Annotated in this window: 25 protein-coding genes; 14 read left to right on the top strand and 11 right to left on the bottom strand. The window is 65.3% G+C overall.

Going from position 1 to position 22,940, the window contains the following annotated elements; genetic code table 11:
- Window positions 1–113: 113 nt before the first annotated feature.
- The 8 genes from hisH (at window position 114) to rpiB (ending at window position 7,315) form a co-directional block, all read left to right on the top strand.
- Window positions 114–764 (top strand): imidazole glycerol phosphate synthase subunit HisH, encoded by a 651-nt coding sequence (gene hisH, locus WBG82_RS09980; protein ID WP_424424382.1) that lies wholly within the window; start codon window positions 114–116, stop codon window positions 762–764.
- Window positions 764–1,495, top strand: a complete 732-nt coding sequence (hisA, locus tag WBG82_RS09975; RefSeq protein ID WP_324301124.1) for a 1-(5-phosphoribosyl)-5-[(5-phosphoribosylamino)methylideneamino]imidazole-4-carboxamide isomerase — start codon at window positions 764–766, stop codon at window positions 1,493–1,495. The genes hisH and hisA overlap by 1 nt, the downstream gene beginning before the upstream one ends.
- On the top strand, window positions 1,492–2,253 hold the full coding sequence (gene hisF / locus WBG82_RS09970; protein WP_424424381.1) for an imidazole glycerol phosphate synthase subunit HisF: 762 nt from the start codon (window positions 1,492–1,494) through the stop codon (window positions 2,251–2,253). The genes hisA and hisF overlap by 4 nt, the downstream gene beginning before the upstream one ends.
- Window positions 2,254–2,412: 159 nt before the next feature.
- Entirely contained in the window at window positions 2,413–3,945 is a 1,533-nt protein-coding gene (locus WBG82_RS09965) for a CHAD domain-containing protein (RefSeq protein ID WP_424424380.1), read from the top strand.
- Window positions 3,946–4,088: 143 nt separating this feature from the next.
- Window positions 4,089–5,201, top strand: coding sequence for a pentapeptide repeat-containing protein (locus tag WBG82_RS09960; RefSeq protein ID WP_424424379.1), 1,113 nt, complete (start codon window positions 4,089–4,091; stop codon window positions 5,199–5,201).
- A 166-nt stretch (window positions 5,202–5,367) separates the two neighbouring features.
- Window positions 5,368–5,718 (top strand): phosphoribosyl-ATP diphosphatase, encoded by a 351-nt coding sequence (locus WBG82_RS09955; RefSeq protein WP_424424378.1) that lies wholly within the window; start codon window positions 5,368–5,370, stop codon window positions 5,716–5,718.
- A gap of 50 nt (window positions 5,719–5,768) precedes the next feature.
- Window positions 5,769–6,737 (top strand): type I pantothenate kinase, encoded by a 969-nt coding sequence (gene coaA / locus WBG82_RS09950; RefSeq protein WP_424424377.1) that lies wholly within the window; start codon window positions 5,769–5,771, stop codon window positions 6,735–6,737.
- Between the two features lie 128 nt (window positions 6,738–6,865).
- The gene (gene rpiB / locus WBG82_RS09945) at window positions 6,866–7,315 is read left to right on the top strand and encodes a ribose 5-phosphate isomerase B (protein WP_424424376.1); all 450 of its coding nucleotides are present in this window, start codon (window positions 6,866–6,868) and stop codon (window positions 7,313–7,315) included.
- Window positions 7,316–7,492: 177 nt separating this feature from the next.
- Here the strand turns inward: rpiB and WBG82_RS09940 are convergent, their stop codons facing one another.
- Entirely contained in the window at window positions 7,493–8,485 is a 993-nt protein-coding gene (locus WBG82_RS09940; RefSeq protein WP_424424375.1) for an adenosine kinase, read from the bottom strand.
- A 130-nt stretch (window positions 8,486–8,615) separates the two neighbouring features.
- Between WBG82_RS09940 and WBG82_RS09935 the strand changes: the two genes are divergently transcribed.
- The gene (locus WBG82_RS09935) at window positions 8,616–9,260 is read left to right on the top strand and encodes an EI24 domain-containing protein (protein ID WP_424424373.1); all 645 of its coding nucleotides are present in this window, start codon (window positions 8,616–8,618) and stop codon (window positions 9,258–9,260) included.
- Window positions 9,260–9,667: a hypothetical protein gene (locus WBG82_RS09930; RefSeq protein WP_424424371.1), complete on the top strand. Its 408-nt coding sequence runs from the start codon at window positions 9,260–9,262 to the stop codon at window positions 9,665–9,667. The genes WBG82_RS09935 and WBG82_RS09930 overlap by 1 nt, the downstream gene beginning before the upstream one ends.
- 13 nt (window positions 9,668–9,680) lie before the next feature.
- On the opposite strand, the gene nth is transcribed toward WBG82_RS09930, so the two are convergent.
- Entirely contained in the window at window positions 9,681–10,412 is a 732-nt protein-coding gene (gene nth / locus WBG82_RS09925; protein ID WP_424424369.1) for an endonuclease III, read from the bottom strand.
- Between the two features lie 11 nt (window positions 10,413–10,423).
- On the opposite strand from nth, the gene WBG82_RS09920 reads away from it, so the two are divergent.
- Window positions 10,424–10,927 carry a DUF2244 domain-containing protein gene (locus WBG82_RS09920; RefSeq protein WP_424424367.1) on the top strand — a complete coding sequence of 168 codons (504 nt, stop codon included), beginning with the start codon at window positions 10,424–10,426 and terminating at the stop codon, window positions 10,925–10,927.
- Window positions 10,928–10,953: 26 nt separating this feature from the next.
- On the opposite strand, the gene WBG82_RS09915 is transcribed toward WBG82_RS09920, so the two are convergent.
- From WBG82_RS09915 to dnaK, 6 genes are all read right to left on the bottom strand, one after another.
- Complete coding sequence (locus WBG82_RS09915) at window positions 10,954–11,586, bottom strand: 2,3-bisphosphoglycerate-dependent phosphoglycerate mutase (RefSeq protein ID WP_424424365.1); 633 nt, start codon at window positions 11,584–11,586, stop codon at window positions 10,954–10,956.
- A gap of 39 nt (window positions 11,587–11,625) precedes the next feature.
- Window positions 11,626–12,441, bottom strand: coding sequence for a 4-hydroxy-tetrahydrodipicolinate reductase (gene dapB / locus WBG82_RS09910; protein ID WP_424424363.1), 816 nt, complete (start codon window positions 12,439–12,441; stop codon window positions 11,626–11,628).
- 131 nt (window positions 12,442–12,572) lie between these two features.
- Window positions 12,573–13,955 carry an OprO/OprP family phosphate-selective porin gene (locus WBG82_RS09905; protein ID WP_424424361.1) on the bottom strand — a complete coding sequence of 461 codons (1,383 nt, stop codon included), beginning with the start codon at window positions 13,953–13,955 and terminating at the stop codon, window positions 12,573–12,575.
- A 232-nt stretch (window positions 13,956–14,187) separates the two neighbouring features.
- Window positions 14,188–14,526, bottom strand: coding sequence for a DMT family protein (locus WBG82_RS09900; RefSeq protein WP_324301552.1), 339 nt, complete (start codon window positions 14,524–14,526; stop codon window positions 14,188–14,190).
- A gap of 74 nt (window positions 14,527–14,600) precedes the next feature.
- Window positions 14,601–15,752, bottom strand: a complete 1,152-nt coding sequence (dnaJ, locus tag WBG82_RS09895; protein ID WP_424424359.1) for a molecular chaperone DnaJ — start codon at window positions 15,750–15,752, stop codon at window positions 14,601–14,603.
- Between the two features lie 105 nt (window positions 15,753–15,857).
- Window positions 15,858–17,786 carry a molecular chaperone DnaK gene (gene dnaK / locus WBG82_RS09890; RefSeq protein ID WP_424424357.1) on the bottom strand — a complete coding sequence of 643 codons (1,929 nt, stop codon included), beginning with the start codon at window positions 17,784–17,786 and terminating at the stop codon, window positions 15,858–15,860.
- A gap of 247 nt (window positions 17,787–18,033) precedes the next feature.
- Between dnaK and WBG82_RS09885 the strand changes: the two genes are divergently transcribed.
- Complete coding sequence (locus tag WBG82_RS09885; protein ID WP_424424355.1) at window positions 18,034–18,678, top strand: alpha-ketoglutarate-dependent dioxygenase AlkB; 645 nt, start codon at window positions 18,034–18,036, stop codon at window positions 18,676–18,678.
- On the opposite strand, the gene WBG82_RS09880 is transcribed toward WBG82_RS09885, so the two are convergent.
- From WBG82_RS09880 to hrcA, 3 genes are all read right to left on the bottom strand, one after another.
- Window positions 18,672–19,379 carry an NnrU family protein gene (locus WBG82_RS09880; protein ID WP_424424353.1) on the bottom strand — a complete coding sequence of 236 codons (708 nt, stop codon included), beginning with the start codon at window positions 19,377–19,379 and terminating at the stop codon, window positions 18,672–18,674. The two genes, WBG82_RS09885 and WBG82_RS09880, sit on opposite strands and share 7 nt — an antisense overlap.
- Before the next feature lie 265 nt (window positions 19,380–19,644).
- Window positions 19,645–20,274, bottom strand: coding sequence for a nucleotide exchange factor GrpE (gene grpE, locus WBG82_RS09875; protein ID WP_424424351.1), 630 nt, complete (start codon window positions 20,272–20,274; stop codon window positions 19,645–19,647).
- A 104-nt stretch (window positions 20,275–20,378) separates the two neighbouring features.
- Window positions 20,379–21,440, bottom strand: a complete 1,062-nt coding sequence (gene hrcA / locus WBG82_RS09870) for a heat-inducible transcriptional repressor HrcA (RefSeq protein WP_424424349.1) — start codon at window positions 21,438–21,440, stop codon at window positions 20,379–20,381.
- A gap of 203 nt (window positions 21,441–21,643) precedes the next feature.
- Here hrcA and rph point away from each other — a divergent pair, with 203 nt between their 5' ends.
- Both rph and rdgB read left to right on the top strand, forming a co-directional pair.
- Complete coding sequence (gene rph, locus WBG82_RS09865; protein ID WP_424424347.1) at window positions 21,644–22,357, top strand: ribonuclease PH; 714 nt, start codon at window positions 21,644–21,646, stop codon at window positions 22,355–22,357.
- Window positions 22,357–22,940: RdgB/HAM1 family non-canonical purine NTP pyrophosphatase (gene rdgB / locus WBG82_RS09860; RefSeq protein ID WP_424424345.1), on the top strand; the 584-nt coding region annotated here is incomplete at its 3' end. The genes rph and rdgB, both read left to right, overlap by 1 nt.

Raw genomic sequence — 22,940 nt, 5'->3', positions numbered from 1 at the left:
CAGCATGGCGGTCGCACGGACCGCCGCGCCCGGAGGCGGCGCCGTCTGGCCGCGCCGCCCGCTCGCCGCCGATCACGGTCCCATCGGCCTCTTCCCGAACGCCGGAGCCTGACATGCTCGTCGCCATCATCGACTACGGATCGGGCAATCTGCGCTCCGCCGCCAAGGCGCTCGAACGCGCCGCGCGCGAGAGCGACATCAATGCCCGCATCGTCGTCACCGGCGATCCGCGCGACGTACGCGCCGCCGATCGCATCGTGCTGCCGGGCGTCGGCGCCTTTGGCGACTGCCGCGACGGGCTCGCCGCCATCGACGGCATGTTCGATGCGCTCGACATGGCGGTGCGCCGTTCCGCGCGGCCCTTTCTCGGCATTTGCGTCGGCATGCAGCTCATGGCGACGCGCGGCCTCGAACATGGCGTGCATAACGGGCTCGGCTGGATTGCGGGCGATGTCGCGCTGATGAAGCCGCTCGATCCCGCGCTCAAGATTCCGCATATGGGCTGGAACACGCTGAGCGTGCTCAGGCCCCATCCGCTTCTCGGAGGCATCCCGACCGGCGAGGCCGGGCTCCATGCCTATTTCGTCCACTCCTATGCCTTGATGCCGGCAAGCGAGGAGGACGTCGTCGCGCGCACCGATTATGGCGGTGCCGTCACCGCGATGATCGCGCGCGACAACATGGCCGGCACCCAGTTCCATCCTGAGAAGAGCCAGACGCTCGGTCTTGCCCTTCTCGGCAATTTTTTGAAGTGGCGTGTCTGATGATCCTGTTCCCCGCGATCGACCTCAAGGACGGGCAATGCGTGCGCCTCGTGCGCGGCCTCATGGAAGAAGCGACCGTCTTCAATGACGATCCGGCGGCGCAGGCGCGCGCCTTCGAGGCGGCGGGCTTTGAATATCTCCATCTCGTCGATCTCAACGGCGCCTTCGCCGGCCATCCGGTCAATGCGGGTGCCGTCGAGGCGATCCTGAAGGCGATCTCGATTCCCGCCCAGCTCGGCGGCGGCATCCGCGATCTCGCCACCATCGAGATGTGGCTCGAAAAGGGCGTCCGCCGCGTCATCATCGGCACGGCGGCGGTGAAGAATCCCGCCCTCGTCATCGAGGCGTGCCGCAAGTTTCCTGGCCGCGTCGCCGTCGGCCTCGACGCCAAGGGCGGCCGCGTGGCGACCGAAGGCTGGGCGGAAGTCTCCGATCTCGGCGTGCTCGAAATGGCCCGACGCTTCGAGGATGCGGGCGTCGCCGCGATCATCTACACCGACATCGACCGCGACGGCGTGCTCGAGGGCCTGAACATCGAGGCGACGGTCGCGCTCGCCGATGCGATCTCCATTCCGGTGATCGCGAGCGGCGGTCTTTCCTCGATCGAGGACATACGCCGTCTCATCGCCGCGCGCTGCAAGGGGCTCGAGGGCGCGATTTCCGGCCGCGCGCTTTATGACGGCCGCCTCGATCCGAAAGAGGCGCTGGCGCTTCTCAAGGAGGCGGCATGACACTGAAGGCCCGCCTCATCCCCTGCCTCGATGTGAAGGACGGCCGCGTCGTCAAGGGCGTGAACTTCGTCAATCTGCGCGACGCCGGCGATCCGGTGGAGGCCGCGCGCGCCTATGACGCGGCGGGCGCGGACGAGCTCTGCTTCCTCGACATCACCGCGAGCCATGAAGAGCGCGCGATCATCTTCGATGTCGTGCAGCGCACGGCCGAATTCTGCTTCATGCCGCTCACCGTCGGCGGAGGCGTGCGCACCGTCGAGGATGTGCGAAAGCTGCTGCTCGCCGGCGCCGACAAGGTTTCGATCAACACCGCCGCCGTCAGCAATCCCGATTTTGTTCGCGCCGCCGCCGAGAAATTCGGCAATCAGTGCATCGTCGTCGCGATCGACGCCAAGGAGGTCGAGCCCGGCCGCTGGGAGATCTTCACCCATGGCGGGCGCAACCGCACCGGCCTCGATGCCGTCGAATATGCCTGCCGCGTGGCCGAGCTTGGCGCTGGCGAAATCCTTCTCACCTCGATGGATCGCGACGGCTCGAAATCGGGTTTCGACATCGCGCTCACACGCGCCGTGGCCGATGCGGTCCATATTCCGGTGATCGCGAGCGGCGGCGTCGGCACGCTCGACCATCTGGTCGCCGGCATCCGCGATGGCCATGCGAGCGCCGTGCTTGCCGCCTCGATCTTCCATTTCGGCGAATACACGATCGGCGAGGCCAAGCGCTACATGGCGCAATCGGGAATTCCGATGCGCCTCTGACCGGGATGAAGGACGGCCGGTCCTTCCTCGCGGACCTCTGGCCGGGCGTCATTCGGCCTCGTTGCGGCAGCCCCCGAAACTTGCAATCCTTTCAGCGATGAGGCGCAGGCCGGGACGATCGCGCATCGCCCAATGACCGCTGGACATGAACCGCTGGACATGAACCGCGAGATCGAGCTGAAGCTTGAATGCGAGCCCGCCGCCCTTGAGCGCGTGCGCCGTTCGCGAGTCCTCTCCCGGCTGCAGGCTGGCCCTGCCCGCGCCAGACTTCTTCATTCCGTCTATTTCGATACGCCCGGCTTCGCGCTGTTGAAGGATGGTCTTGCGCTCAGGGTGCGCGAGACGGAAGGAAAGCGCATCCAGACCCTCAAGACCGGCAGCGAGGGCGGCACGCTTGCCAGCAATCGCGGCGAATGGGAGACGCCTCTCGCGAGCGGCGAGGAAGCGCCCGCGCTCAACCATCTGCCCGCCGATCTCCGGGCGCGCATTGTGGAACTCGCCAATGGCGAGGCGATCTCGCCCCGTCTCACCTCGCGCATCCGCCGCACGGCAAGGATGCTTCGGACGCCGGAGGGCGACGAGATCGAACTGGCGATCGACAATGGCGTGCTGAGCGCCGATGGCCGCGAGATGCCCGTGTCCGAATTCGAACTCGAGCTGAAGCGCGGCGCGCCCGCCGGTCTTTATCGCCTCGCGCTCGAACTCGCCGACATCGTGCCGGTCCGCATCGGCCTGCGCAGCAAGGCCGAGCGCGCGCTGGCGCTTGCCAGCGACGAAAAGCCCGCCGCCGTTCGCGCCGAAATTCTGAGCCTCGCGCCCCGCCTCACCATCGAGGATGCCTATGTGGTCATCCTCCGCCACTGCCTGACGCATCTTCTGATGAATGAGGCGGTGACGGTCGACGGGTCGCTCTCGGAGGGCCTTCACCAGATGCGCGTGGCGCTCCGCCGCATGCGCTCCGCCTTCACTGTCTTCCGCCGCGTGATCGGCAAGGACCATGTGCGCCGCCTGTCGCAGGAGGCGAGATGGCTTGCGACCTCCATCGGCCGGGCGCGGGATTTCGACGTCTTCACGAGCGAGATCCTGACGCCCGTCGAAGCCGGATCTCCGGGCGACGAGGGGCTTGCCGCGCTGCGCGCCGCCGCCGAGAAGGCGCGGGCCTCGGCCTGGGCGGGCGCGCGGGCGTCGTTGCGCTCCTCGCGCATGACGCGCTTCGTCCTCGAACTCGCGCTTCATCTCGATGAGCGAAGCTGGCGCGGAGCGGCCGGTCAGGACACCGCCGTGCTCGGCGCGCCGATTGGCGATTTCGCCTCGCGCGCGCTCGACCGGCGATACCGCAGCGTGGCGCGGCTCGGCCGTCACATCGAGGATCTCGACACGGACGAGCGTCATGATTTGCGCAAGCGCCTGAAGCGGCTGCGCTATGCCTCCGGCTTCTTCGCCTCGCTCTATCCGCACGCGGCGACGCGGCGCTATTTCCGCGCCCTCTCCCAATTGCAGGACGATTTCGGCGCGCTGAACGATGTCGAGACGGCGGGAGCGATCATCAAGGAACTCGCCGCCATCGAGCCGGACCTCGCAGCGCAGGGCAAGCGCGTGCTTGCCCATCACGAGCGGCGCGCCCGCAAGCAGTGGCAGTCGGCGCTCGACGAATGGCGCGCCTTCCGCGACGAGGGCGTCTTCTGGCGCTGAGCGGGCCGGAGGGCCGAGGAGGCTTTCCCGAAGCTGAAAATTTTCACCAATCATTTAAACGAATCTGAAGGACAGGGCCGTTAGCATCCCGGACGTCAGCGAGCCTGGGGTGGTCCCGGCGTACCCATGCTGGGAGTGCCTGAATGTCGGCGGAGATGAAAGACCATCGCGCGCGCGAAACGGCGGCGCAGAGCGGTGCCCGGCCAGACCCCCGGCCAGATCCCCAGCGAGATCCCACACGCGACCCTCGCGCCATAGTCGGCCGTCGCATCAGCCAGGAAGCCCTGAAGAAGCTCGAGGAGCTGAACCTGCGTTTCCTCAAGGGCGTGCCGAATGGCTGGTGCGTGGTGATGAAGGATTGCGACCTTTCCGGCCTCGATCTGCGCTCCATCAACCTCTCGCACGGCCATTTCATCGCCTGCAATTTCGAGAATGCCGATCTTGAGGATGCGCGCTTCGTCGGCGCCAATCTCTTCAGCGCCAGTTTCGACGGCGCCAATCTCACCCGCACGAATTTCTCGCAGGCCGATCTGCGCGGCGCCTGCTTCCAGAATGCGGAACTGAGCGAAGCTCACCTCGAAGGAGCCGATCTGCGTCGCGGTGTCGTCATTCGCGCGGGCGGCGTCGCCAGCCGGCGCGAAAATTCCACCTTCCGCAACGCCGTCATGCGCGGAACGAACCTTTCGGACTGCAAACTCCTCGATGTCGATTTCGAGGGGGCGGAGCTTTCCGGCGTCAGCCTTCACGGCGCCGATCTCCGGGGCGCGCGCTTTGCGGGCGCCGAGCTCATCAAGGTCGAGTTCACCGGCGCCAACCTGTCGGATGCCGATTTCCGCCGCGCCATCATGTGCGAACAGACGGCGAACTGCGGCGAGCTGATGCGCGCCAACAAGGCGCGCCGCCCGCCCGGACCCGAGCGCATGAAGCGCATCCTCGACCGCCATCTGGTCTGGATCCAGACCAGCCAGCGCCAGGGAGAACGCGCGGATTTCTCGCATATGGACCTGTCGCGCCACGATTTTTCGCATGTGATCCTGGCGAGCGCGCTGCTTCGCGGCGCGATCCTCGCCGACACCAATTTCCAGCATGCGATCCTCGCCGCCGCCGATCTGCGCGACGCGATCCTCCTGCGGGCGGATCTGACGGGCGCCGACCTTAGGGGCGCCGATCTTCGGGGGGCGAGCCTGCGCCATGCCACCCGGGACGGCGTGCGGACGGGCGCCATGGTCGGGTTGAGCCTCGCCACCCGCACCTGACCCCTCGCAGGCCAGCGAAAAGCGCCTGCTGGCGTCCCAAAAATAAATCTGCTAGGGAGAGCCCGCCGTGTTTCGGGCTCCCGGGGTGATAAGGCCATCCCGGGCGATCCCGGAGCTTTCGCTATTTCGCACTCCCTTTGGGAGAACGCTCTTCGGGGGATGCCCCATGGCAGCCGACGCCCGTCAGCTCGATGCGCTCTTTGCGACGATTGCCGCCCGCAAGGACAGCGATCCGGCTTCGTCCTACACCGCCCGGCTCATGAACGGCGGCGCGCCCCTTTGTGCCCGCAAGCTCGGCGAAGAAGCCATCGAAACGGTGATCGCCGCCATGTCGGGCGACCGGGAGGCCATCGTCGCCGAGTCGGCTGATCTCCTCTATCACTGGCTGGTGACGCTTGCGGCCTTGAACATAGAGCCATCCTCGGTCTATGCGGAGCTTGCGCGCCGTGAAGGCCGATCGGGCATCGAGGAAAAAGCCTCCCGCCCGCAGAACAATACGCCAGGCAAGGCCGAATGACCGTCCTGACGGAACCTGCAAACGCAATACAGGTACGGGAATCCGAGACCATGACGGCAAGCCCCACACTGGACCTGGACCGCGCGCCCCTTTCGCCCTATCGGCATTTCTCCGCGGCCGAGTGGGGCATGCTCCGCAAGGACACGCCGCTCCCCCTTTCCGAGACGGAACTCGAGGAGCTGAAAGGCTTTGGCGAACGCATTTCGCTCGACGAGGTGAGCGAGATCTATCTGCCGCTTTCGCGCCTCCTCAATCTCTATGTGGCCGAGATGCAGGAGCTTTACCGCGTCACCTCGGACTTCCTCGGCCATGCGCAGGACAAGGTGCCCTATATCATCGGCGTCGCGGGCTCGGTCGCCGTCGGCAAGAGCACAACCGCGCGCATCCTGCGCACGCTGCTTGCCCGCTGGCCGAACCATCCCAAGGTCGATCTCGTGACCACGGACGGCTTCCTCTTCCCGAACAGGATTCTCGAAGAGCGCGATCTGATGGGCCGCAAGGGCTTTCCCGAAAGCTTCGACGTGCGTCGGCTGATCCAGTTCCTTTCCGATGTGAAGGCGGGAATGCGCAATGTCGAGGCGCCGGTCTATTCCCACTTCTCCTACGACATCGTGCCGAGCGAGGCGATCGTCGTCGATCAGCCGGACATTCTCATCGTCGAGGGGCTCAATGTGCTGCAGCCCTGGAAGCCCGCCGAGGGCGAGGACCCGCAACCCTTCGTTTCCGACTTCTTCGATTTCTCGATCTATCTCGACGCCGACATAGAGGCGATCCGCGGCTGGTATATCGACCGTTTCCTCAGCCTGCGGAAGACTTCGTTCCGCGATCCCAAGGCTTATTTCCACCGCTACGCGAAGCTCTCCGACGACGAGGCGGTGCAGACGGCGGATGCGATCTGGACGTCGATCAACCTCGCCAATCTGAGGAAGAACATTCTTCCGACGCGCCAGCGCGCCCACCTCATCCTGCGCAAGGGCGCGGATCACCGCATCCGCGACGTGGCCCTGCGGAAGCTCTAGAGCTTCCGCACAGAAATGAATCGTAAGCTCTGAAGCTTACGCACGATTTTATTTTTCCTGATCCAACGCGGCCAGGCCGCCAGATTGCATTGGGATCAAATCGCCTTCGGAAACGGGACGGCTTCGCCATGACAGCCAGCAACCGCATCGTCCTCTCCAGCGACCACGCCGCCATTCAGCTTCGACAGGCCATTGCCGCTCATATCGCGGCGCATGGCTGGGAGGCGGTCGACATCGGACCGACGACGCCGGAGAGCACACACTATCCCAGGCACGGCGAAGCGGCGGCGCGGCTCGTCGCCTCCGGCGATTGCCGGTTTGGCATCATCCTGTGCGGCACAGGCCAGGGCATCATGATGGCCGCGAACAAGGTGAAGGGTATCCGTTGCGGCGTCTGCGCCGACACATTCTCGGCCCGCATGATCCGGCAGCACAACGATGCCAACATGCTTTCGATTGGCGCCCGCGTGGTGGGCGAAGGACTGGCGCTCGATATCGTGGATGCATTCCTGACCGCCCGGTTCGAGGGCGGCCGGCATGCGGCGCGGGTGGAGATGATCGGGGCGCTGGAGGGGTGATGTCATTGCGAGCCGCCAGAGGCGGCGTCGCAATCCGGTCTTCGTGACCCCGTGAAAATAGCAGCGTTGTCCCGGGACTTGTTCCCGGGACCCATGGGCCCCTTCCACCCCGGAAGAAGGATGGATTCCGGGGACGAGCCCCGGGATGACTTCCGAAGTAGTAGCGATGGCGGCGAACTAAAGTCCGCGGGACTTCGCCAACTGGGCGAGCGACACCTGGGGCCGCGGTCCGTAATGCGAGATGACTTCGGCCGCCGCCATGGCGCCGAGCTGGCCGCAACGGGTTGGCGAATAGCCGCGCGCGAGGCCGTAGAGGAATCCGGCCGCGAAAAGATCGCCCGCGCCCGTCGTGTCGACGACCTTCGCCACCTTGTCGGCATCGACGACATGGATCTCGCCATCGGCGACGATGACGGCGCCCGCTTCCGAGCGCGTGAGAGCGGCGAATTTGCACTCGGCCTTCACCCGCGACAACGCCTCGTCGAAGAGATCGACCTCGTAGAGCGAGAGGATTTCAGCTTCATTCGCGAAGAGAAGATCGACCTCGTCGCGGACGAGACGGCGGAACTCGTCGCGGTAGCGCGCGACGCAGAAGGAATCGGAAAGCGTCAGCGAGACGAGGCGGCCGGCCTTGCGCGCGATCGACGCCGCCTTGAGGAAGGCTTCCTTCGCGCCGGGCTGATCCCAGAGATAGCCTTCCATATAGGTGACGGCGGCCGCCTCGATGATGGCCGGGTCGATGTCGTCGGGGCCGAGGTTCTGCGCCGCGCCGAGATAGGTGTTCATGCTGCGCTGGGCGTCGGGCGTGACGAGGATCAGGCAGCGCCCGGTGGGCGGCCCGTCCTCGGCGAAGGGCGCGGGGAAATGGACGCCGAGCGACTTGATGTCATGCGCGAAGACGGCGCCGAGCTGGTCGTTCTTCACCTTGCCGAAAAAGGCGCCCCGGCCGCCGAGCGAGGCGAGCCCTGCGATGGTGTTCGCGCAGGAGCCGCCCGACATTTCGATGGCCTGCCCCATGCGGCCGTAGAGTTCGTCCGCGCGCGCCGCATCGATGAGCGTCATGCCGCCCTTTTCGATGCCATTGGCGATGAGGAACCTGTCGTCGGAATCGGCGATCACATCGACAAGCGCATTGCCGATGCCGGCAACGTCGAATTTCGTTTCAGTCATGGTCCTCGTCGCGGGAAGAAAAAATGGAATGAAGCGGCGCGAGTATAGTGGGCGATTGGCGCGAGGGGGAGCCGGACGATTGGAAAAAACGGGCCGAGCCGATAAGCTCGCGCGCATGTTTTCGGATGCCATGCGCGCGTTGCGCCAAACCTTTTCGGCTCCCTTCCGCCGCGTGCTCGGGCTGTCGCTCGCGGTGACGGTCCTCGTTCTCGCTCTGTTCGGTGCGGGGCTGCAATGGGCGCTCGCCGCCATGCCGCAATTCGGCACCTACTGGCTCGATGTGACGTTCGAATGGATCGCCCGCTTCTTCGCGCTCATCGTGCTCATTCCGCTCGTGCATCCGGTCGTCTCGCTGGTCGCCGGATTCTTTCTCGAGCGCATCGCGGGCGAGGTCGAGGCGCGCGACTATCCGGCCGATGCGCCGGGCCGCGACCAGCCCTTTCTCCAGTCCCTTCTCGTCGCCTTCCGCTTCACCCTCGTTCTCATCGCCGTCAACCTTGTCGCCCTGCCCTTCTATCTCGTGCCGGGCTTCAATCTCGCGCTTTTCTGGATCGTGAACGGCTATCTTCTCGGCCGGGAATATTTCGAGCTGGTCGCGCTTCGCCATCTGGCCACCGGCGAGGTGGGGGCACTGAGGCGGCGCCATCGCGCGCGGATCTTCCTCGCCGGGGTTCTCGTCGCCGCCTTCGCGACCGTGCCGCTCGTCAATCTCGTCGCGCCGCTCTTTGCGACGGCCTTCATGGTCCACACCACGAAAAGGATCGGACTTTCCTGATGCGGATCGGAATTTCTTCGCTCGCCGTTCTCTCTCTCATCCTCGTCGCGGGCTGCGCCAGCGACGGCGCGCGTTCGGGTGTCGGTCTTTCGGGAGCAGCCTTCGCGAGGGTCGAGCCGTCGCGGCAGATAGGCTCCGGCCCGCTCGCGCCGCAAAGCCTTGTCGGCGTGGCGCCGGAAGCGCTGTCCGCGCGTCTCGGCGCGCCCGATTTCCGCCGCGTCGAGCCGGGCGCCGAGGTCTGGCAGTATGCAGGCGGCGCCTGCAACCTCTTCGTCTATTTCTACAAGACCGATGCGGACGTTCTCGCCTCCTCCTATGTCGATGCAAGGAAGAGGGAGGGCGGCGCCGCCGATCCGAATGCCTGCCTCGCCGGTGTGCTGACGAAGCGCAATGTCCCCGTTTCCTGAGCGCCGGCCGCTGTCAGACGGTCGTCTTCGCCTTGTAGGCGCAGAGATCGCGCACGCTGCATTGCGGGCAGAGGGGCTTTCGCGCGATGCAGGTGTAGCGCCCGTGCAGGATGAGCCAGTGATGGGCGTGCAGCCTGTAGCGCGCGGGCACGACCTTCATCAGCTTCTCCTCGACGGCGAGCGGCGTCTTCCCCGTCGCAAGGCCCGTCCGGTTGGAGACGCGGAAGATATGCGTATCGACGGCGATGGTGGGCTCGCCAAAGGCGACATTGAGGACGACATTCGCCGTCTTGCGGCCGACGCCGGGCAGTTCCTCCAGCTCCTCGCGGCTCTGCGGCACCTCGCCCTTGTGCTTTTCGACGAGGATGCGCGACAGCGCGATCACGTTCTTCGCCTTGTTGCGAAAGAGCCCGATCGTCTTCACATGCTCGATGAGCCCTGCCTCGCCGAGCTTGAGCATCTTTTGCGGCGTGTCGGCGATCCTGAAGAGCTTTTCGGTCGCCTTGTTGACACCCTTGTCAGTCGATTGCGCCGAAAGCACGACCGCGACGAGCAGCGTATAGGCGTTATGGTATTGAAGTTCGGTCTTCGGCTCCGGCAACGCCTTGGCGAGGCGGGAGAAGAATTCTTCGATATCGGGCTTCTTCATGGGAGGAAATGCCGGGACGTGCGGATGGCGGGTGCGACCAGAATAAACCCGATTTCCGCCCCTGTCCGGCTGTTGTAGGCCATGGGGCGCAGGCATATCCTTTCGCCATGCAGCCAGCTCCCGACCAGTTGCTCGATCCGCCGCTTCACTTCGATGCGCTCGTGACACCGCACCGATCGCTTGGGCGCAAGGGCTTCGTCATCCTCATGTCCGGGGTGGTGGTGGTCAATCTCGTCGCCGGGCTCATCTGCCTTCTCAAGGGCGCCTGGCCGGTCGTTGGCTTCTGCGGGCTCGATGTCGCGCTCGTCTTCTGGGCGTTCCGCGCCAATTACCGCGCCGCCAACGCCTATGAGACGGTCCAGCTTTCCGACAGCGAGCTTCGCATCCGCCGCGTCGACCGCAAGGGCCGCGCCCGCGCCTGGAGCTTCCAGCCCTATTGGGTGCGGATCGAGCTTGTCGAGCATCCCGACGAGAGCGTCGATCTCTATCTCGTCTCGCACGGCAAGGCGCTGGAGATCGGCCATGCGCTCTCCTCGCCCGAACGGCTCGATTTCGCCCGCGCCCTTCATCGCGCGCTCACGCGCATGAAGGCGCCGGCGGCACATGGCTGAAGCATGGCCGCCGCGCCGCGAAGCGATCAATGCGCTTCGCGTTCGATCAGGATTTCCTTGCGGAGCACATTTCCCTTGTCGTCGAGCTCATAGACGATGGGCGCGCCGGTGGCGATGTTGAGCGCGATCACCTGGTCCTGGCTCAGCTTGTCGAGCTGCATGACGAGCGCGCGCAGCGAATTGCCATGGGCCGCGACGAGCACGCGCTCGCCCTTCAGCACGCGCGGCAGGATTTCCTTCTCGTAATAGGGAAGCACGCGCTCGGCCGTATCCTTGAGGCTCTCGCCGCCGGGCGGCGGCACGTCATAGGAGCGGCGCCAGATATGCACCTGCTCCTCGCCCCACTTTTTGCGCGCATCGTCCTTGTTGAGGCCGGAGAGATCGCCATAGTCGCGCTCGTTGAGCGCCTGATCCTTGATGACGGGAAGGTCCGGCTGGCCGAGTTCCCCGAGCAGCAGCCGGTTCGTCTCCTGCGCGCGCGACAGCCCGGAGGTGAAGGCGATGTCGAAGCGATAGCCCTTTTCCTTGAGCACATGGCCCGCGGCGCGCGCCTCCTCCTTGCCCTGTTCGGTCAGGCCCGGATCGCGCCAGCCCGTGAAAAGGTTTTGCTCGTTCCATTCGCTTTGTCCGTGGCGGACGAGAACAAGGAGGTTCGCCAAGATACTGTTCCTTTATCCGTATGCAGATGAAAACCGGCTTCAGTCGAGGCCGAGAACGTCGGCCATGTCGAAGAGGCCCGGGCCCTTGCCCTGGCCCCAGAGCGCGGCCTTGATGGCGCCGCGCGCGAAGATGGCGCGATCCTCGGCGATATGGCCGAGCACGATCCGCTCCGAAGGCCCGGCGAAGATCACCTGATGATCGCCGATGACGCTGCCGCCCCTGAGGCTCGCAAAGCCGATGGCGCCCTCGGCGCGCGCGCCCGTCTGCCCGTCGCGCCCGCGTTCGGAGTGATCCTTGAGCACGATGTTGCGCCCCTCGGCCGCCGCCTCGCCAAGAAGGAGCGCCGTGCCGGACGGCGCATCGACCTTGTGGCGATGATGCATTTCGACGATCTCGATGTCCCAGGAGGGATCGAGCGCGCGGGCCGCCTGCCGCACCAGCGCGGCGAGAAGATTGACGCCGAGGCTCATATTGCCGGCCATCACGATGGTCGCGTGGCGCGCCGCGGCGCGGATGCGCTCCTCGTCGGTCTCCTCCAGACCCGTCGTGCCGATGACATGAACGATGCGCGCCTGCGCGGCGAGAGCGGCGAATTCGACGCTCGCGCGCGGAGCCGAGAAATCGACGAGCGCGTCGGAATCCCTGATGACGGCGAGCGGATCGTCGGAAACGGCGATGCCGAGGGGCTGGGCAAGCCCCGCGAGCGTGCCGAGATCGGCGCCGACATGGGGCGAGCCTTTCGCCTCGATGCCGCCCGCGAGCTGCGCGCCCGGCCAGTCATGAATGAGCCGCAGCAGCGTGCGGCCCATCCGGCCGCCCGCGCCCGTCACCGCTATTCTCACATTCTGCGTCATGATTTCGCCCGCGCGTTTCACCGCGTGAAATGTCCATGGGCGGTATATCAGGCCCGCCCCGCGGCGTAAATCCGGACGGGCACGCAAGGGCCCGCCCGGAGCGAGCCGGGCGGGCGAGGCGGCGGGAGAGATTACCAGTCGAGCTGGAGACGCGACTGAAGAACCCTGTAGGTCTGATCCGGATTGCCGGAGGCGGCCACATAGTCGTCCTTGGCGATCACATAGTTCAGCATCAGCCGCACATTGGGGTTGAAGTAGTAATTGGCCCCGAGCGTGTAGTTCGTGCCCGTTCCGCGCGCATCGGCGAGCGTCGCCGGCACCGCCCTGGTGTCGAGATTGATCGGGCTTGCGGCGAGGTTCGCGTCGGAAAGGTCGAGCCTGCTGTAGCGCATGGCGAGTTGCAGCGCGTTCGTCGCCTTGGGCCGGTCGAAAAGGCCGCTCTTCACGTTGTAATTGCGCTGCTCGCCGGTGACGAACCAGCTTGCTTCCAGATAGCCGCCGTTAATATCGGCGTCCGCGCCGGAGTTCCGCTGCATGCGGGCGAAAGTCCATTCGCCCTGAAGCGAGAGCGGGCCATAGACAAGCGCAAGCTCCGGCCCGTAGCGCAGCTCGTGCTGCACATTGGTCGCCCTTGCCGCGAGCGTGTAGTTCGCGCCATGAGCCTCGGGGAAGGAATTGAAGGTGGACGAGCCGCTTTCGACGCCCCGGTAGCTGCCGTTCAGGGCGAGATGGAGGACCGTCTTGTCGGTGTTGACGGGCGCGTAGAAGCCGCGTCCAGTGAGCGCCCAGTTGCCGGCATTGGAGCCGTTCTGGATGCCGCCGCTCTGGATGCCACGGGTGAAGAGGCCGCCCGAAAGGCCGAAGCTCTCGCCATCGCCATAGGCGACGAGCGCGCCGAGCTGGCGGCTCGGCCACAGCACCGTCGGCAGCGCATATTCCATGAAGGTGTTGTAGCGGTCGCTCGTCTGCGCGCTGAGGCCGAAGGGCTCATACTGATTGCCGACGCGAAGGAGAAGGTTCTTCGCCAGATCGTGCTCGACATAGGCATCGGTGATCGAGACGCTCGTATTGCCGTAGCTGTAGCCCGCGGGCGCGAAATCGACCTCGAACTTGTAGCGCCAGTCGCCGAAGACCTTGCCATAGACATTCATGCGCGCACGGCGGATTTCCGCGCCATTGCCCATGGGCACCACCGTGCCGCTGTCGTCGTCGATGAGATAGGCATCCGCCTGAAGCTGGCCGCCGATCCCCATGGAGAACTGGCCGTCGCGGCTTTCCATTTCGAGCTTGTTCGGCTTGAATTTCGGCATCGTGTCGAGATCGGCCGTCTTCTTTTCCATCGCATCGATCTTGGCGTCGCGCGCGGCGACCTCGGCCTTGAGCGCCTTGAGTTCGTTTTCGAGCGCCTGGATTCGCGCCTCGACATCGTCCGCCGCGAAGGCGGGCGCGCTTGCCGCGAAGGTCAGTGCCGCGCCGGTCATGAGCGCGGCCAGGCCGGTTTTGAAAGAGTGCATCGTACTTCCCCACATTCGAGGCGCGGACCGCCGCGCGTCAGGGGAAATTGTCGTCCGCGAAATGCTAAATCTTTACGAGCGCGGATGCCGGTGGCGACCATGCCGCGCCAATCTTATGACACAGGTTGCATGGGCGTTGTCCGTATGGTCAAGATCGCGTTAACGCGGTTTCGTCCGCGAAAGGATTACCCCTCACGGATTTCATCCGCGAACGACGAACGCCTCTCGGATTTCATCCGCGAAAAACAAACCAAGCGCCCGCCGCGATGAGCGCAAAGCCGATGCCCGTGTTCCATGTCGGCGCCTGTCCGAGATAGACGGCCGAGAAGCCGACAAAGACCGTCAGCGTAATGACTTCCTGAATAGTCTTGAGCTGCGCGGCAGAATAGACATCGGAGCCGAGCCGGTTCGCGGGGACCGCGAGGCAATACTCGAAGAGCGCGAGCCCCCAGCTTACCGCGATCACCAGCATGAGCGGCGTCGCCTTGTACTTCAGGTGCCAGTACCAGGCGGTCGTCATGAAGATATTGGAGAGGGTGAGAAGGCCGATCGGGAGGAGGTAGGCTTGCATGGGGAGGCATCCGAAGAAAAAGGGCCCGATCGTCCTTCGGGCCCTTGATCATAGCGGAATGACGGCGGCCGTGCTCAGCTCTGGAAGCCGTCCCAGAACTCCTTCACCCGCGCGAAGAAGCCCGAGCTTTCCGGGTTTGTGTCGCCGCTTGACGCCGTCTCGAACTCACGCAGCAATTCCTTCTGCTTCTTCGAGAGATGCACCGGCGTTTCGACCGTGACCTGAATGTAGAGGTCGCCGATCTCGCGCGAATTGACGACCGGCATGCCCTTGTCGCGCAGGCGGAACTGGCGGCCGGTCTGCGTGCCTTCGGGGATCTTGAGCTTCACCCGCTTGCCGTTGAGCGTCGGCACCTCGATTTCGCCGCCAAGCGCGGCCTGCGTCATGGCGATGGGGACGCGGCAAAAGAGATCGGCGCCGTCGCGCTGGAAGATCGGATGCGGCCGGACCGAAAGGAAAATATAGAGATCGCCGGGCGGCCCGCCGCGCAGGCCCGCCTCGCCCTCACCGCCGAGCCGGATGCGCGTCCCGTCCTCGACGCCGGCCGGAATGTTGACCGAGAGCGTGCGCTCGCGCTCCACGCGGCCCGCGCCATGACAGACCTTGCACGGCTTCTCGATGATCTGTCCCCGCCCGTGACAGGTCGGGCAGGTCCGCTCGATCGTGAAGAAGCCCTGCGTCGCGCGCACTTTTCCCGCGCCCTGGCAGGTCGTGCAGGTGATGGGCTTGGAGCCCGGTTCCGCGCCCGAGCCATGGCAGGTGTCGCAGGAAACCGATGAAGGCACGCGGATCTGCGCCTTCTTGCCCTCGAAGGCTTCCTCGAGGCTGAGTTCCATGTTGTAGCGCAGGTCCTGGCCGCGCGTGCGCCCGCCATCGCTGCGCTGCCCGCGCCGTCCGCCCATGAACTCGCCGAAGAGATCGTCGAAGATGTCGGACATGGAGGAGGAGAAGTCGCCGCGAAAGCCCGGATTGAACCCGCCTGCCCGCGCGCCCGCCGTGCCGTCGAAGGCCGCATGTCCGAACTGGTCGTAGGCCGCCCTCGACTGCTCGTCCTTGAGCACGTCATAGGCTTCGTTCAGCTCCTTGAACTTGTGCTCGGCATCCTTGTCGCCCGGGTTTCGGTCGGGATGAAGCTGCTTGGCGAGGTTGCGATAGGCCTTCTTCATCTCATCGGCCGTGGCGTTCTTGTTGACGCCGAGCACTTCGTAGAAATCGCGTTTGGACATTTTGTCGTCTCTATACGGACGAACGCCCCGGCAAGCCGAAGCTCACCGGGGCGTCCTCATGCGTATGTGTGGTCACAGGCATGGATCACGCCCCGCGGGATCGGATCAGGCGTTCCCCTGCCCGTCCCGCTTGTTCTCGTCGATTTCCTCGAACTCGGCGTCGACGACATCGTCCTTGCCGCCCGCCTGCTGCCCCTCGGCGCCGGCCTCGGGGCTCGCGCCCTCTTCCTGCGCCGCCTTGTAGATCGCCTCGCCGAGCTTCATCGCCGTCTGGGTGAGGGCATCCGACTTCGCCTTCACATCGTCGGCGGAGCCTTCGCTAAGCGCGGTCTTGAGCGCCTCGACGGCGGCCGTGACCTCCGCCTTCACATCGGCCGGAACCTTGCTCTCGTTCTCCTGGAGCGTCTTCTCGGTCGAGTGGACGAGGGCCTCGGCATGGTTGCGCGTCTCGACTTCCTCGCGCTTCTTCTTGTCCTCGGCGGCATGCGCCTCGGCGTCCTTCACCATCTGCTCGATGTCTTTTTCGGAGAGGCCGCCCGACGCCTGGATGCGGATCGACTGCTCCTTGTTCGTCGCCTTGTCCTTCGCCGACACATTGACGATGCCGTTCGCGTCGATGTCGAACGTGACCTCGATCTGCGGCACGCCGCGCGGCGCCGGCGGAATGCCGACCAGGTCGAACTGGCCGAGCAGCTTGTTGTCCGCCGCCATCTCGCGCTCGCCCTGGAAGACGCGGATCGTGACCGCCGACTGGTTGTCGTCGGCCGTGGAGAAGACCTGGCTCTTCTTGGTCGGAATGGTCGTGTTGCGGTCGATGAGGCGCGTGAACACGCCGCCCAGCGTCTCGATGCCGAGCGAAAGCGGCGTCACGTCGAGCAGCAGCACGTCCTTGACGTCGCCCTGCAGCACGCCCGCCTGAATGGCCGCGCCCATGGCGACGACTTCATCGGGGTTGACGCTCTTGTTCGGCTCCTTGCCGAAGAACTGCTTCACGATCTCCTGGATCTTCGGCATGCGGGTCTGGCCGCCGACGAGCACAACCTCGTCGATCTGCGCCGCCGTCACGCCGGCATCCTTGAGCGCCTTCTTGCAGGGCTCGATGGTGCGCTGGATGAGATCCTCGACGAGGGCCTCGAGCTTGGCGCGCGTGATCTTCATGGCGAGATGCTTCGGGCCGGAAGCATCCGCGGTGATGAAGGGCAGGTTCACTTCCGTCTGCTGCGCGGAGGAAAGCTCGATCTTCGCCTTTTCGGCGGCTTCCTTCAGGCGCTGCAGCGCGAGCTTGTCGCCCCTGAGGTCGATGCCGTTCTCCTTCTTGAACTCGTCGGCGAGATAGTTGACGAGGCGCATGTCGAAGTCCTCGCCGCCGAGGAACGTGTCGCCATTCGTCGCCTTCACCTCGAAAACGCCGTCACCGATTTCCAGAATGGAGAGGTCGAACGTGCCGCCGCCGAGATCGTAGACGGCGATGATCTCGCCGCTCTTCCTCTCGAGGCCATAGGCGAGGGCCGCCGCCGTCGGCTCGTTGATGATGCGCAGAACCTCGAGCCCGGCGATCTTGCCGGCGTCCTTGGTCGCCTGGCGCTGGGCGTCGTTGAAATAGGCGGGAACCGTGATGACGGCCTGCGTCACCTTCTCGCCGAGATAGTTCTCGGCCGTTTCCTTCATCTTCTGAAGGATGAAGGCGGAAATCTGCGAGGGCGAGAACTTCTCGCCATTGGCCTCGACCCAGGCATCGCCATTGTCGGCGCGAATGATGCTGTAGGGCACCATTCCCTTGTCCTTCTGGGTCGTGGGGTCGTCATAGGCGCGGCCGATGAGGCGCTTGATGGCGAAGAAGGTGTTGGTGGGGTTCGTCACCGCCTGGCGCTTGGCCGACTGGCCGACGAGCCGCTCGGCGTCATTGGTGAAGGCCACGATCGACGGCGTCGTTCGCAGGCCCTCGGAATTCTCGATCACTTTCGGAGTGGAACCATCCATGACCGCGACACACGAGTTCGTCGTGCCGAGGTCGATGCCGATTACTTTTCCCATCTCAAAGGTCCTCTTTTCACTGCGGCAGGCCGGGCGAGCCCTGTCATCGTATAGGCGCTCGCACACCGTTGCGGAAGCGTTGTCGATTTCGCGCCCGTGGCGGCTCCGGCTCCCTAAAGGTCCCCCCGAATTGGTGCTGGGGGTTCAACTTGGCTGGGCTGTATATAGGTTTCGGTTCTGTGGCCCGCAAGCGGCACGCGGCATTTGGGCCACAGGGATTTCCGTGCGGGAACCGTGGATCGGGCCGATGAAGGAGCGGAGAGTGGCGTTGCCGGTCGAAACCGGGCTCGAAGGTCTCATCCTCTACCCGGCCCTGCTGGACGGGGCGGCGCAGGAGGCGCTCCTCGCCGCGCTCCGCGAGAGCGCGCGAAAGGCCCCGCCCTACCGCCCGCGCATGCCGCGCACCGGCCAGCCCTGGTCGATCATGCAGACGAATTTCGGGCCCCTTGGCTGGGTCTCGGACGAGCGGGGCTATCGCTACGAGCCCCGCCATCCCGTGACGGGCGATCCCTGGCCGCCCATCCCGGCCATGCTGCTCGACCTCTGGGCGAGGATCGCGGGCTGGCCCGCCCCGCCCGAGGCCTGCCTCGTCAACATATATAGGGGCGAGAAGGCGAAGATGGGGCTCCATCAGGACCGGGACGAGGCGGCGCTCGACGCGCCCGTTCTCTCAGTCTCGCTGGGTGATAGCTGCATCTTCCGGGTGGGCGGCTTCGCCCGTGGCGACCGGACACGGAGCTTCCGCCTCGCTTCCGGCGATGTTCTGGTGCTGGGCGGAGCCTCGCGCCTGCGCTTTCACGGGATCGACCGGATCATCCCCGGCTCATCTTCCCTCATCGAGGGCGGCGGGCGCCTCAATCTCACGCTCCGCCGCGTAACGAAGCCTCAATAAGGCTGCCAGCCCGGAATCGGCGAGACGCCGAAAAGCCAGAGATGGCCGCACAGAACGAGCGAGAAGGCGATGAAGGAAGCGAGGATGCGCCACCACGCATCTTCCGTGAACCTGAACCGGGTGCGGCCGGCGAGAATGGCGGCGAAAGGCACGTTCGAGGTCAGCCGGGCGAAGGCGTCCCATTGATCGCCGAGCATGCGCCGGCGCTTTTCGTCGATGGAAAGCGTGCCGAGGGCGGCGAGCAGCAGAAAAGTCCCGAAGAAGATGATCGACGCCTTGTCGCCGTTCACGACGATATGGACCGTCGCCCAGATCATCACCCCCCAGAGAAAGGGATGGCGGGTGATATGGACGACGCCCTTGGGGCGCGCATCGCCGTTCTGAATGAAGCGCTCGGAGCGGAAGGCGGTCGGGTTGGGCGTGGTGAGGCCGGTCACCGCAAAGAGGAAGGCGATCAGCATGAAGAGCGGCGCGAGATGGGCAAGCCAGGCCGGCGCCACCCAGTAGAGCCGGTTCGGCTCCATCAGCGCCTCGTTATAGGCGATGGCGAGCCAGAGAATGCCGCCCGCCGACGCCGCCGAGAAGAGCCCGAGATAGACCCACTCGCCGGTGAGCGCGACGATCCTGTCGCGCAGCCTCGTCCCCGAAACGATCAGATGGATGCCGAGAAAGAAAGCGGCGGCAGCCCACAAGCCCAGCATATGTTCCCCTCCCAAGGATATAACGCTGTTATGTACGTGGGGTCGCCATCCTCCCGTTCAAGCGCCCCGGGAAAAGAATGCCCCGGATTGCCCGTCTTTTCTTCGTAAATCTGACGTGATCGGCAAAAATATGAAACCGGCCCGGATGCGAGTGACGGATGCGAGCGACGGATGCGGGAAAAGCGGCGCGCATGTGAGAAAGGCGGCCTTTTGGGGGCCGCCTTCCGCATTTGATCCCTGCCGGGCCCGGAGCGCTTCCCGCGCCTCAGGCCTTGATATCGACCGTCGGGCCGTTCGAGGGCGCGGGGCCCCCTTCCGGCGCCCTGGCGACGCCGACGCGCGCGGCCCTGAGCAGGCGGTCGCCGATCGTGTAGCCCGCCTCGACCACATGGACGACCGTGCCCGCCGGCTGGTCCGCCGTCGGAACCTCGAACATCGCCTCATGCAGATTGGCGTCGAAACGGTCGCCCGGCTGGGGCGTGATCTCGCGAATGCCGTGGCGCTCGAAGGTCGAAAGAAGCTGCCGCTCCGTCATCTCGACGCCCTCGATGAGCGCCTTCACGGTCGGCGGCGCGGCCTCGCGCTCCTCCTCCTTGATGGCGGCGATGGCGCGGCGAAGATTGTCGGAAACCTGCACCATGTCGCGGCCGAACCCGGCCGCCGCATAGCGCACGGCATCCTGCCGCTCGCGCTCGCCACGGCGGCGGACATTCTCCGTCTCGGCCACGGCGCGCAGCAGCCTGTCCTTGAGGTCGGCGATTTCCGCCTTCAGCGCCTCGACCGTCTCGGCAGCGGCTTCGGCTTCCGCGGGCGCTTCGGTTGCGGCGGCGGCGCTTTCCGCCTTCGCCTCCTCAGCCTTGTCGTTTGCCGTTTCGTTGTTCGTCTGCTCGCTCATATCCGCTTCCGCTCGATGGTGTGACGGGGCGCCCCTGTGCGCTTTCGCGCCTGCCCCGATGTGCTCATTCGTGCATGTCTTGTCAATATTCGATGTCGGGCCGGTCAGTTGATGAGGCGGCCCACGAGTTTAGCCGTGAAATCGACCATCGGTATGACGCGCGCATAGTTGAGGCGCGTCGGGCCGATGACGCCGAGCACGCCGACGACATGCTGCTGCTTGTCCATATAGGGGCTGACGACGAGCGACGAGCCGGAGAGCGAGAAGAGCTTGTTCTCCGAGCCGATGAAGATACGCACGCCGTCGGCCTGCTGGGCGAGGCCCAGTAGCTGCACGAGATCGCGCTTGTTCTCCAGATCGTCGAAGAGAAGCCGCACGCGCTCGAGATCCTCCATCGCATGCACATCCTCCAGCAGCCGCGAACGGCCATGAACGATGAGCGATTTGGAGAGCGGATCGTCCGTCTGCGTCGTTTTCGATCCCGACCAGCTCGCAAGGCCCGACGAGACGATGCGGGCGGTGATCTCGTTGAGTTCGGCCCGCTGCGTTTCCATCTCGCTGGCAAGGATCGCCTTCGCTTCCTCGAAGGTTTTTCCCCGGAGCCGCGCGTTGAGATAGTTCGTCGCCTCGACCAGCGCCGAGGGCGGCAGGCCCTTCGGCACCTCGATGACGCGGTTCTCGACCTCCCCGCCCTCGGTGACGATGACGACGAGCGCGCGCTCCCTGTCCACGGGCACGAATTCGAGATGCTTGAGCGCCGCGTCATATTTGGGCGCCAGCACGAAGCCGGCCGCATGGGCGAGGCCCGAAAGCATTTTCGTCGCCTCGCCGAGCACGTCCTCGACGCTCTTGTGCTGGCCGGCCACCTGCCGCTCGATCGAACGGCGTTCCTCCTCGGAGAGGTCGCCGATTTCGAGCAGCCCGTCGACGAACATGCGAAGGCCCGCCTCGGTCGGCACCCGCCCGGCGCTCGTATGCGGGGAGAACAGCAGCCCCAGCGCCTCGAGGTCGGACATCACGTTGCGGATGGATGCCGCCGACAGCGAGAGCGGCAGATGTCGCGAGAGAAAGCGGGAGCCCACGGGATCGCCCGTCTCGAGATAGGTCTCGACGACGTGGCGCAAAATCTCGCGCGAGCGATCGTTGAGATCCTTGACGGCGACCATCCTGCCTTGCGCCTCCGGCCAATATGATTGAAATTCCGCCCGGAAATCCGTTTCCGCGCGATTTGGGTGTGAATCTAGGAAGGTGCCGCGTCCGCGTCAATTGTGCCTGTATGCGCCAATTCGGCTTTTGCCTCCGGGCCCCCGCTCCTTTATGACTTGGCCCGCTGCCAGTTCAGGTTTCGAGTTCAGAAGAAAGGTTTCACATGCGTCCGTCAGGCCGTCAGCCCCATGAAATGCGTCATGTGAGCCTCGAGCGCGCCGTCGCCAAGCATGCCGAAGGTTCCTGCCTCGTGCGGTTCGGCGATACGCATGTGCTCTGCACGGCAAGCCTCGAGGACCGGGTGCCGCCATGGCTCAAGGGCCAGGGTCACGGCTGGGTGACGGCGGAATACGGCATGCTGCCGCGCTCGACGCATGAGCGCATGCGCCGCGAGGCGGCCTCGGGCAAGCAGTCCGGCCGCACGCAGGAAATCCAGCGCCTCATCGGCCGCAGCCTTCGCGCGGTCGTCGATCTGAAAGGGCTCGGCGAGCGGCAGATCACGCTCGACTGCGATGTCGTGCAGGCCGATGGCGGCACGCGCACGGCGGCGATCACGGGCGCCTGGGTCGCGCTTTACGATTGCATCGAATGGATGCGCGCCCGCTCCATGCTCGCCGCCTCGCCGATCAAGGATCATGTGGCGGCGATTTCCTGCGGCATCTATCAGGGCCAGCCGGTGGTCGATCTCGACTATGCCGAAGATTCCGAGGCCGATACGGATGCCAATTTCGTCATGACGGGCCGGGGCGGCATTTGCGAAATCCAGGGCACGGCCGAGGCCGAGCCTTTCAGCGAGGCGGATTTCGCCAAACTCATGGGTCTTGCGCGTTCGGCGATTGCCGATCTCGTCGAGCGCCAGAAGAAGGCGGTTTCCTGATGTCGCGTCATTTCGATGAAAAAACACTGGTCGTTGCGAGCCACAACAAGGGCAAGGTCCGCGAGATCGCGGAACTGCTCGCCCCCTTCGGCATCGAAACGGTTTCAGCCGGCGATCTCGGCCTGGAGGAGCCCGACGAGACGGGCGACACTTTCCGCGCCAATGCCGAATTGAAGGCGCTCGCCGCCGCGAAGGCGTCGGGCCGCCCCGCGCTCGCCGATGATTCGGGCCTCTGCGTCGAGGCGCTGAACGGCGCGCCCGGCATCTATTCCGCGCGCTGGGCGGGTCCGCAGAAGGATTTCGACTTCGCGATGGAGAAGGTGCGCCTCGGCCTCGTCGAGGAAGGCACGCTCGACACGCGCGCCCATTTCATCTGCGGCCTTGCCCTTGCCTGGCCCGATGGCCATGTCGAATATTTCGAAGGCAGGGTGGATGGCGAGCTTGTCTGGCCGCCGCGCGGGGAAAAGGGCTTCGGCTACGACCCGATGTTCATTCCGAACGGCCATGACCGCACCTTCGGCGAAATGGAGCCGGATGAAAAGACACCTCTCACCCACAGGGCAGACGCCTTCCGCCAGCTCGT

Source organism: Parvibaculum sp., from assembly GCF_049671045.1.
Taxonomy (GTDB): Bacteria; Pseudomonadota; Alphaproteobacteria; order Parvibaculales; family Parvibaculaceae; genus Parvibaculum.
The sequence above is the reverse complement of the archived record's forward strand: the minus strand, read 5'-3'. Positions and strand labels throughout refer to the sequence as shown.

Excerpts from the sequence above, each read along its gene's own strand:
- hisH (WP_424424382.1), top strand. The coding sequence starts at position 114 with ATGCTCGTCGCCATCATCGACTACGGATCGGGCAATCTGCGCTCCGCC.
- hisA (WP_324301124.1), top strand. The coding sequence starts at position 764 with ATGATCCTGTTCCCCGCGATCGACCTCAAGGACGGGCAATGCGTGCGC.
- hisF (WP_424424381.1), top strand. The coding sequence starts at position 1,492 with ATGACACTGAAGGCCCGCCTCATCCCCTGCCTCGATGTGAAGGACGGC.
- WBG82_RS09965 (WP_424424380.1), top strand. The coding sequence starts at position 2,413 with ATGAACCGCGAGATCGAGCTGAAGCTTGAATGCGAGCCCGCCGCCCTT.
- WBG82_RS09960 (WP_424424379.1), top strand. The coding sequence starts at position 4,089 with ATGTCGGCGGAGATGAAAGACCATCGCGCGCGCGAAACGGCGGCGCAG.
- WBG82_RS09955 (WP_424424378.1), top strand. The coding sequence starts at position 5,368 with ATGGCAGCCGACGCCCGTCAGCTCGATGCGCTCTTTGCGACGATTGCC.
- coaA (WP_424424377.1), top strand. The coding sequence starts at position 5,769 with ATGACGGCAAGCCCCACACTGGACCTGGACCGCGCGCCCCTTTCGCCC.
- rpiB (WP_424424376.1), top strand. The coding sequence starts at position 6,866 with ATGACAGCCAGCAACCGCATCGTCCTCTCCAGCGACCACGCCGCCATT.
- WBG82_RS09940 (WP_424424375.1), bottom strand. The coding sequence starts at position 8,485 with ATGACTGAAACGAAATTCGACGTTGCCGGCATCGGCAATGCGCTTGTC.
- WBG82_RS09935 (WP_424424373.1), top strand. The coding sequence starts at position 8,616 with ATGCGCGCGTTGCGCCAAACCTTTTCGGCTCCCTTCCGCCGCGTGCTC.
- WBG82_RS09930 (WP_424424371.1), top strand. The coding sequence starts at position 9,260 with ATGCGGATCGGAATTTCTTCGCTCGCCGTTCTCTCTCTCATCCTCGTC.
- nth (WP_424424369.1), bottom strand. The coding sequence starts at position 10,412 with ATGCCTGCGCCCCATGGCCTACAACAGCCGGACAGGGGCGGAAATCGG.
- WBG82_RS09920 (WP_424424367.1), top strand. The coding sequence starts at position 10,424 with ATGCAGCCAGCTCCCGACCAGTTGCTCGATCCGCCGCTTCACTTCGAT.
- dapB (WP_424424363.1), bottom strand. The coding sequence starts at position 12,441 with ATGACGCAGAATGTGAGAATAGCGGTGACGGGCGCGGGCGGCCGGATG.
- WBG82_RS09905 (WP_424424361.1), bottom strand. The coding sequence starts at position 13,955 with ATGCACTCTTTCAAAACCGGCCTGGCCGCGCTCATGACCGGCGCGGCA.
- WBG82_RS09900 (WP_324301552.1), bottom strand. The coding sequence starts at position 14,526 with ATGCAAGCCTACCTCCTCCCGATCGGCCTTCTCACCCTCTCCAATATC.
- dnaJ (WP_424424359.1), bottom strand. The coding sequence starts at position 15,752 with ATGTCCAAACGCGATTTCTACGAAGTGCTCGGCGTCAACAAGAACGCC.
- dnaK (WP_424424357.1), bottom strand. The coding sequence starts at position 17,786 with ATGGGAAAAGTAATCGGCATCGACCTCGGCACGACGAACTCGTGTGTC.
- WBG82_RS09885 (WP_424424355.1), top strand. The coding sequence starts at position 18,034 with ATGAAGGAGCGGAGAGTGGCGTTGCCGGTCGAAACCGGGCTCGAAGGT.
- WBG82_RS09880 (WP_424424353.1), bottom strand. The coding sequence starts at position 19,379 with ATGCTGGGCTTGTGGGCTGCCGCCGCTTTCTTTCTCGGCATCCATCTG.
- grpE (WP_424424351.1), bottom strand. The coding sequence starts at position 20,274 with ATGAGCGAGCAGACGAACAACGAAACGGCAAACGACAAGGCTGAGGAG.
- hrcA (WP_424424349.1), bottom strand. The coding sequence starts at position 21,440 with ATGGTCGCCGTCAAGGATCTCAACGATCGCTCGCGCGAGATTTTGCGC.
- rph (WP_424424347.1), top strand. The coding sequence starts at position 21,644 with ATGCGTCCGTCAGGCCGTCAGCCCCATGAAATGCGTCATGTGAGCCTC.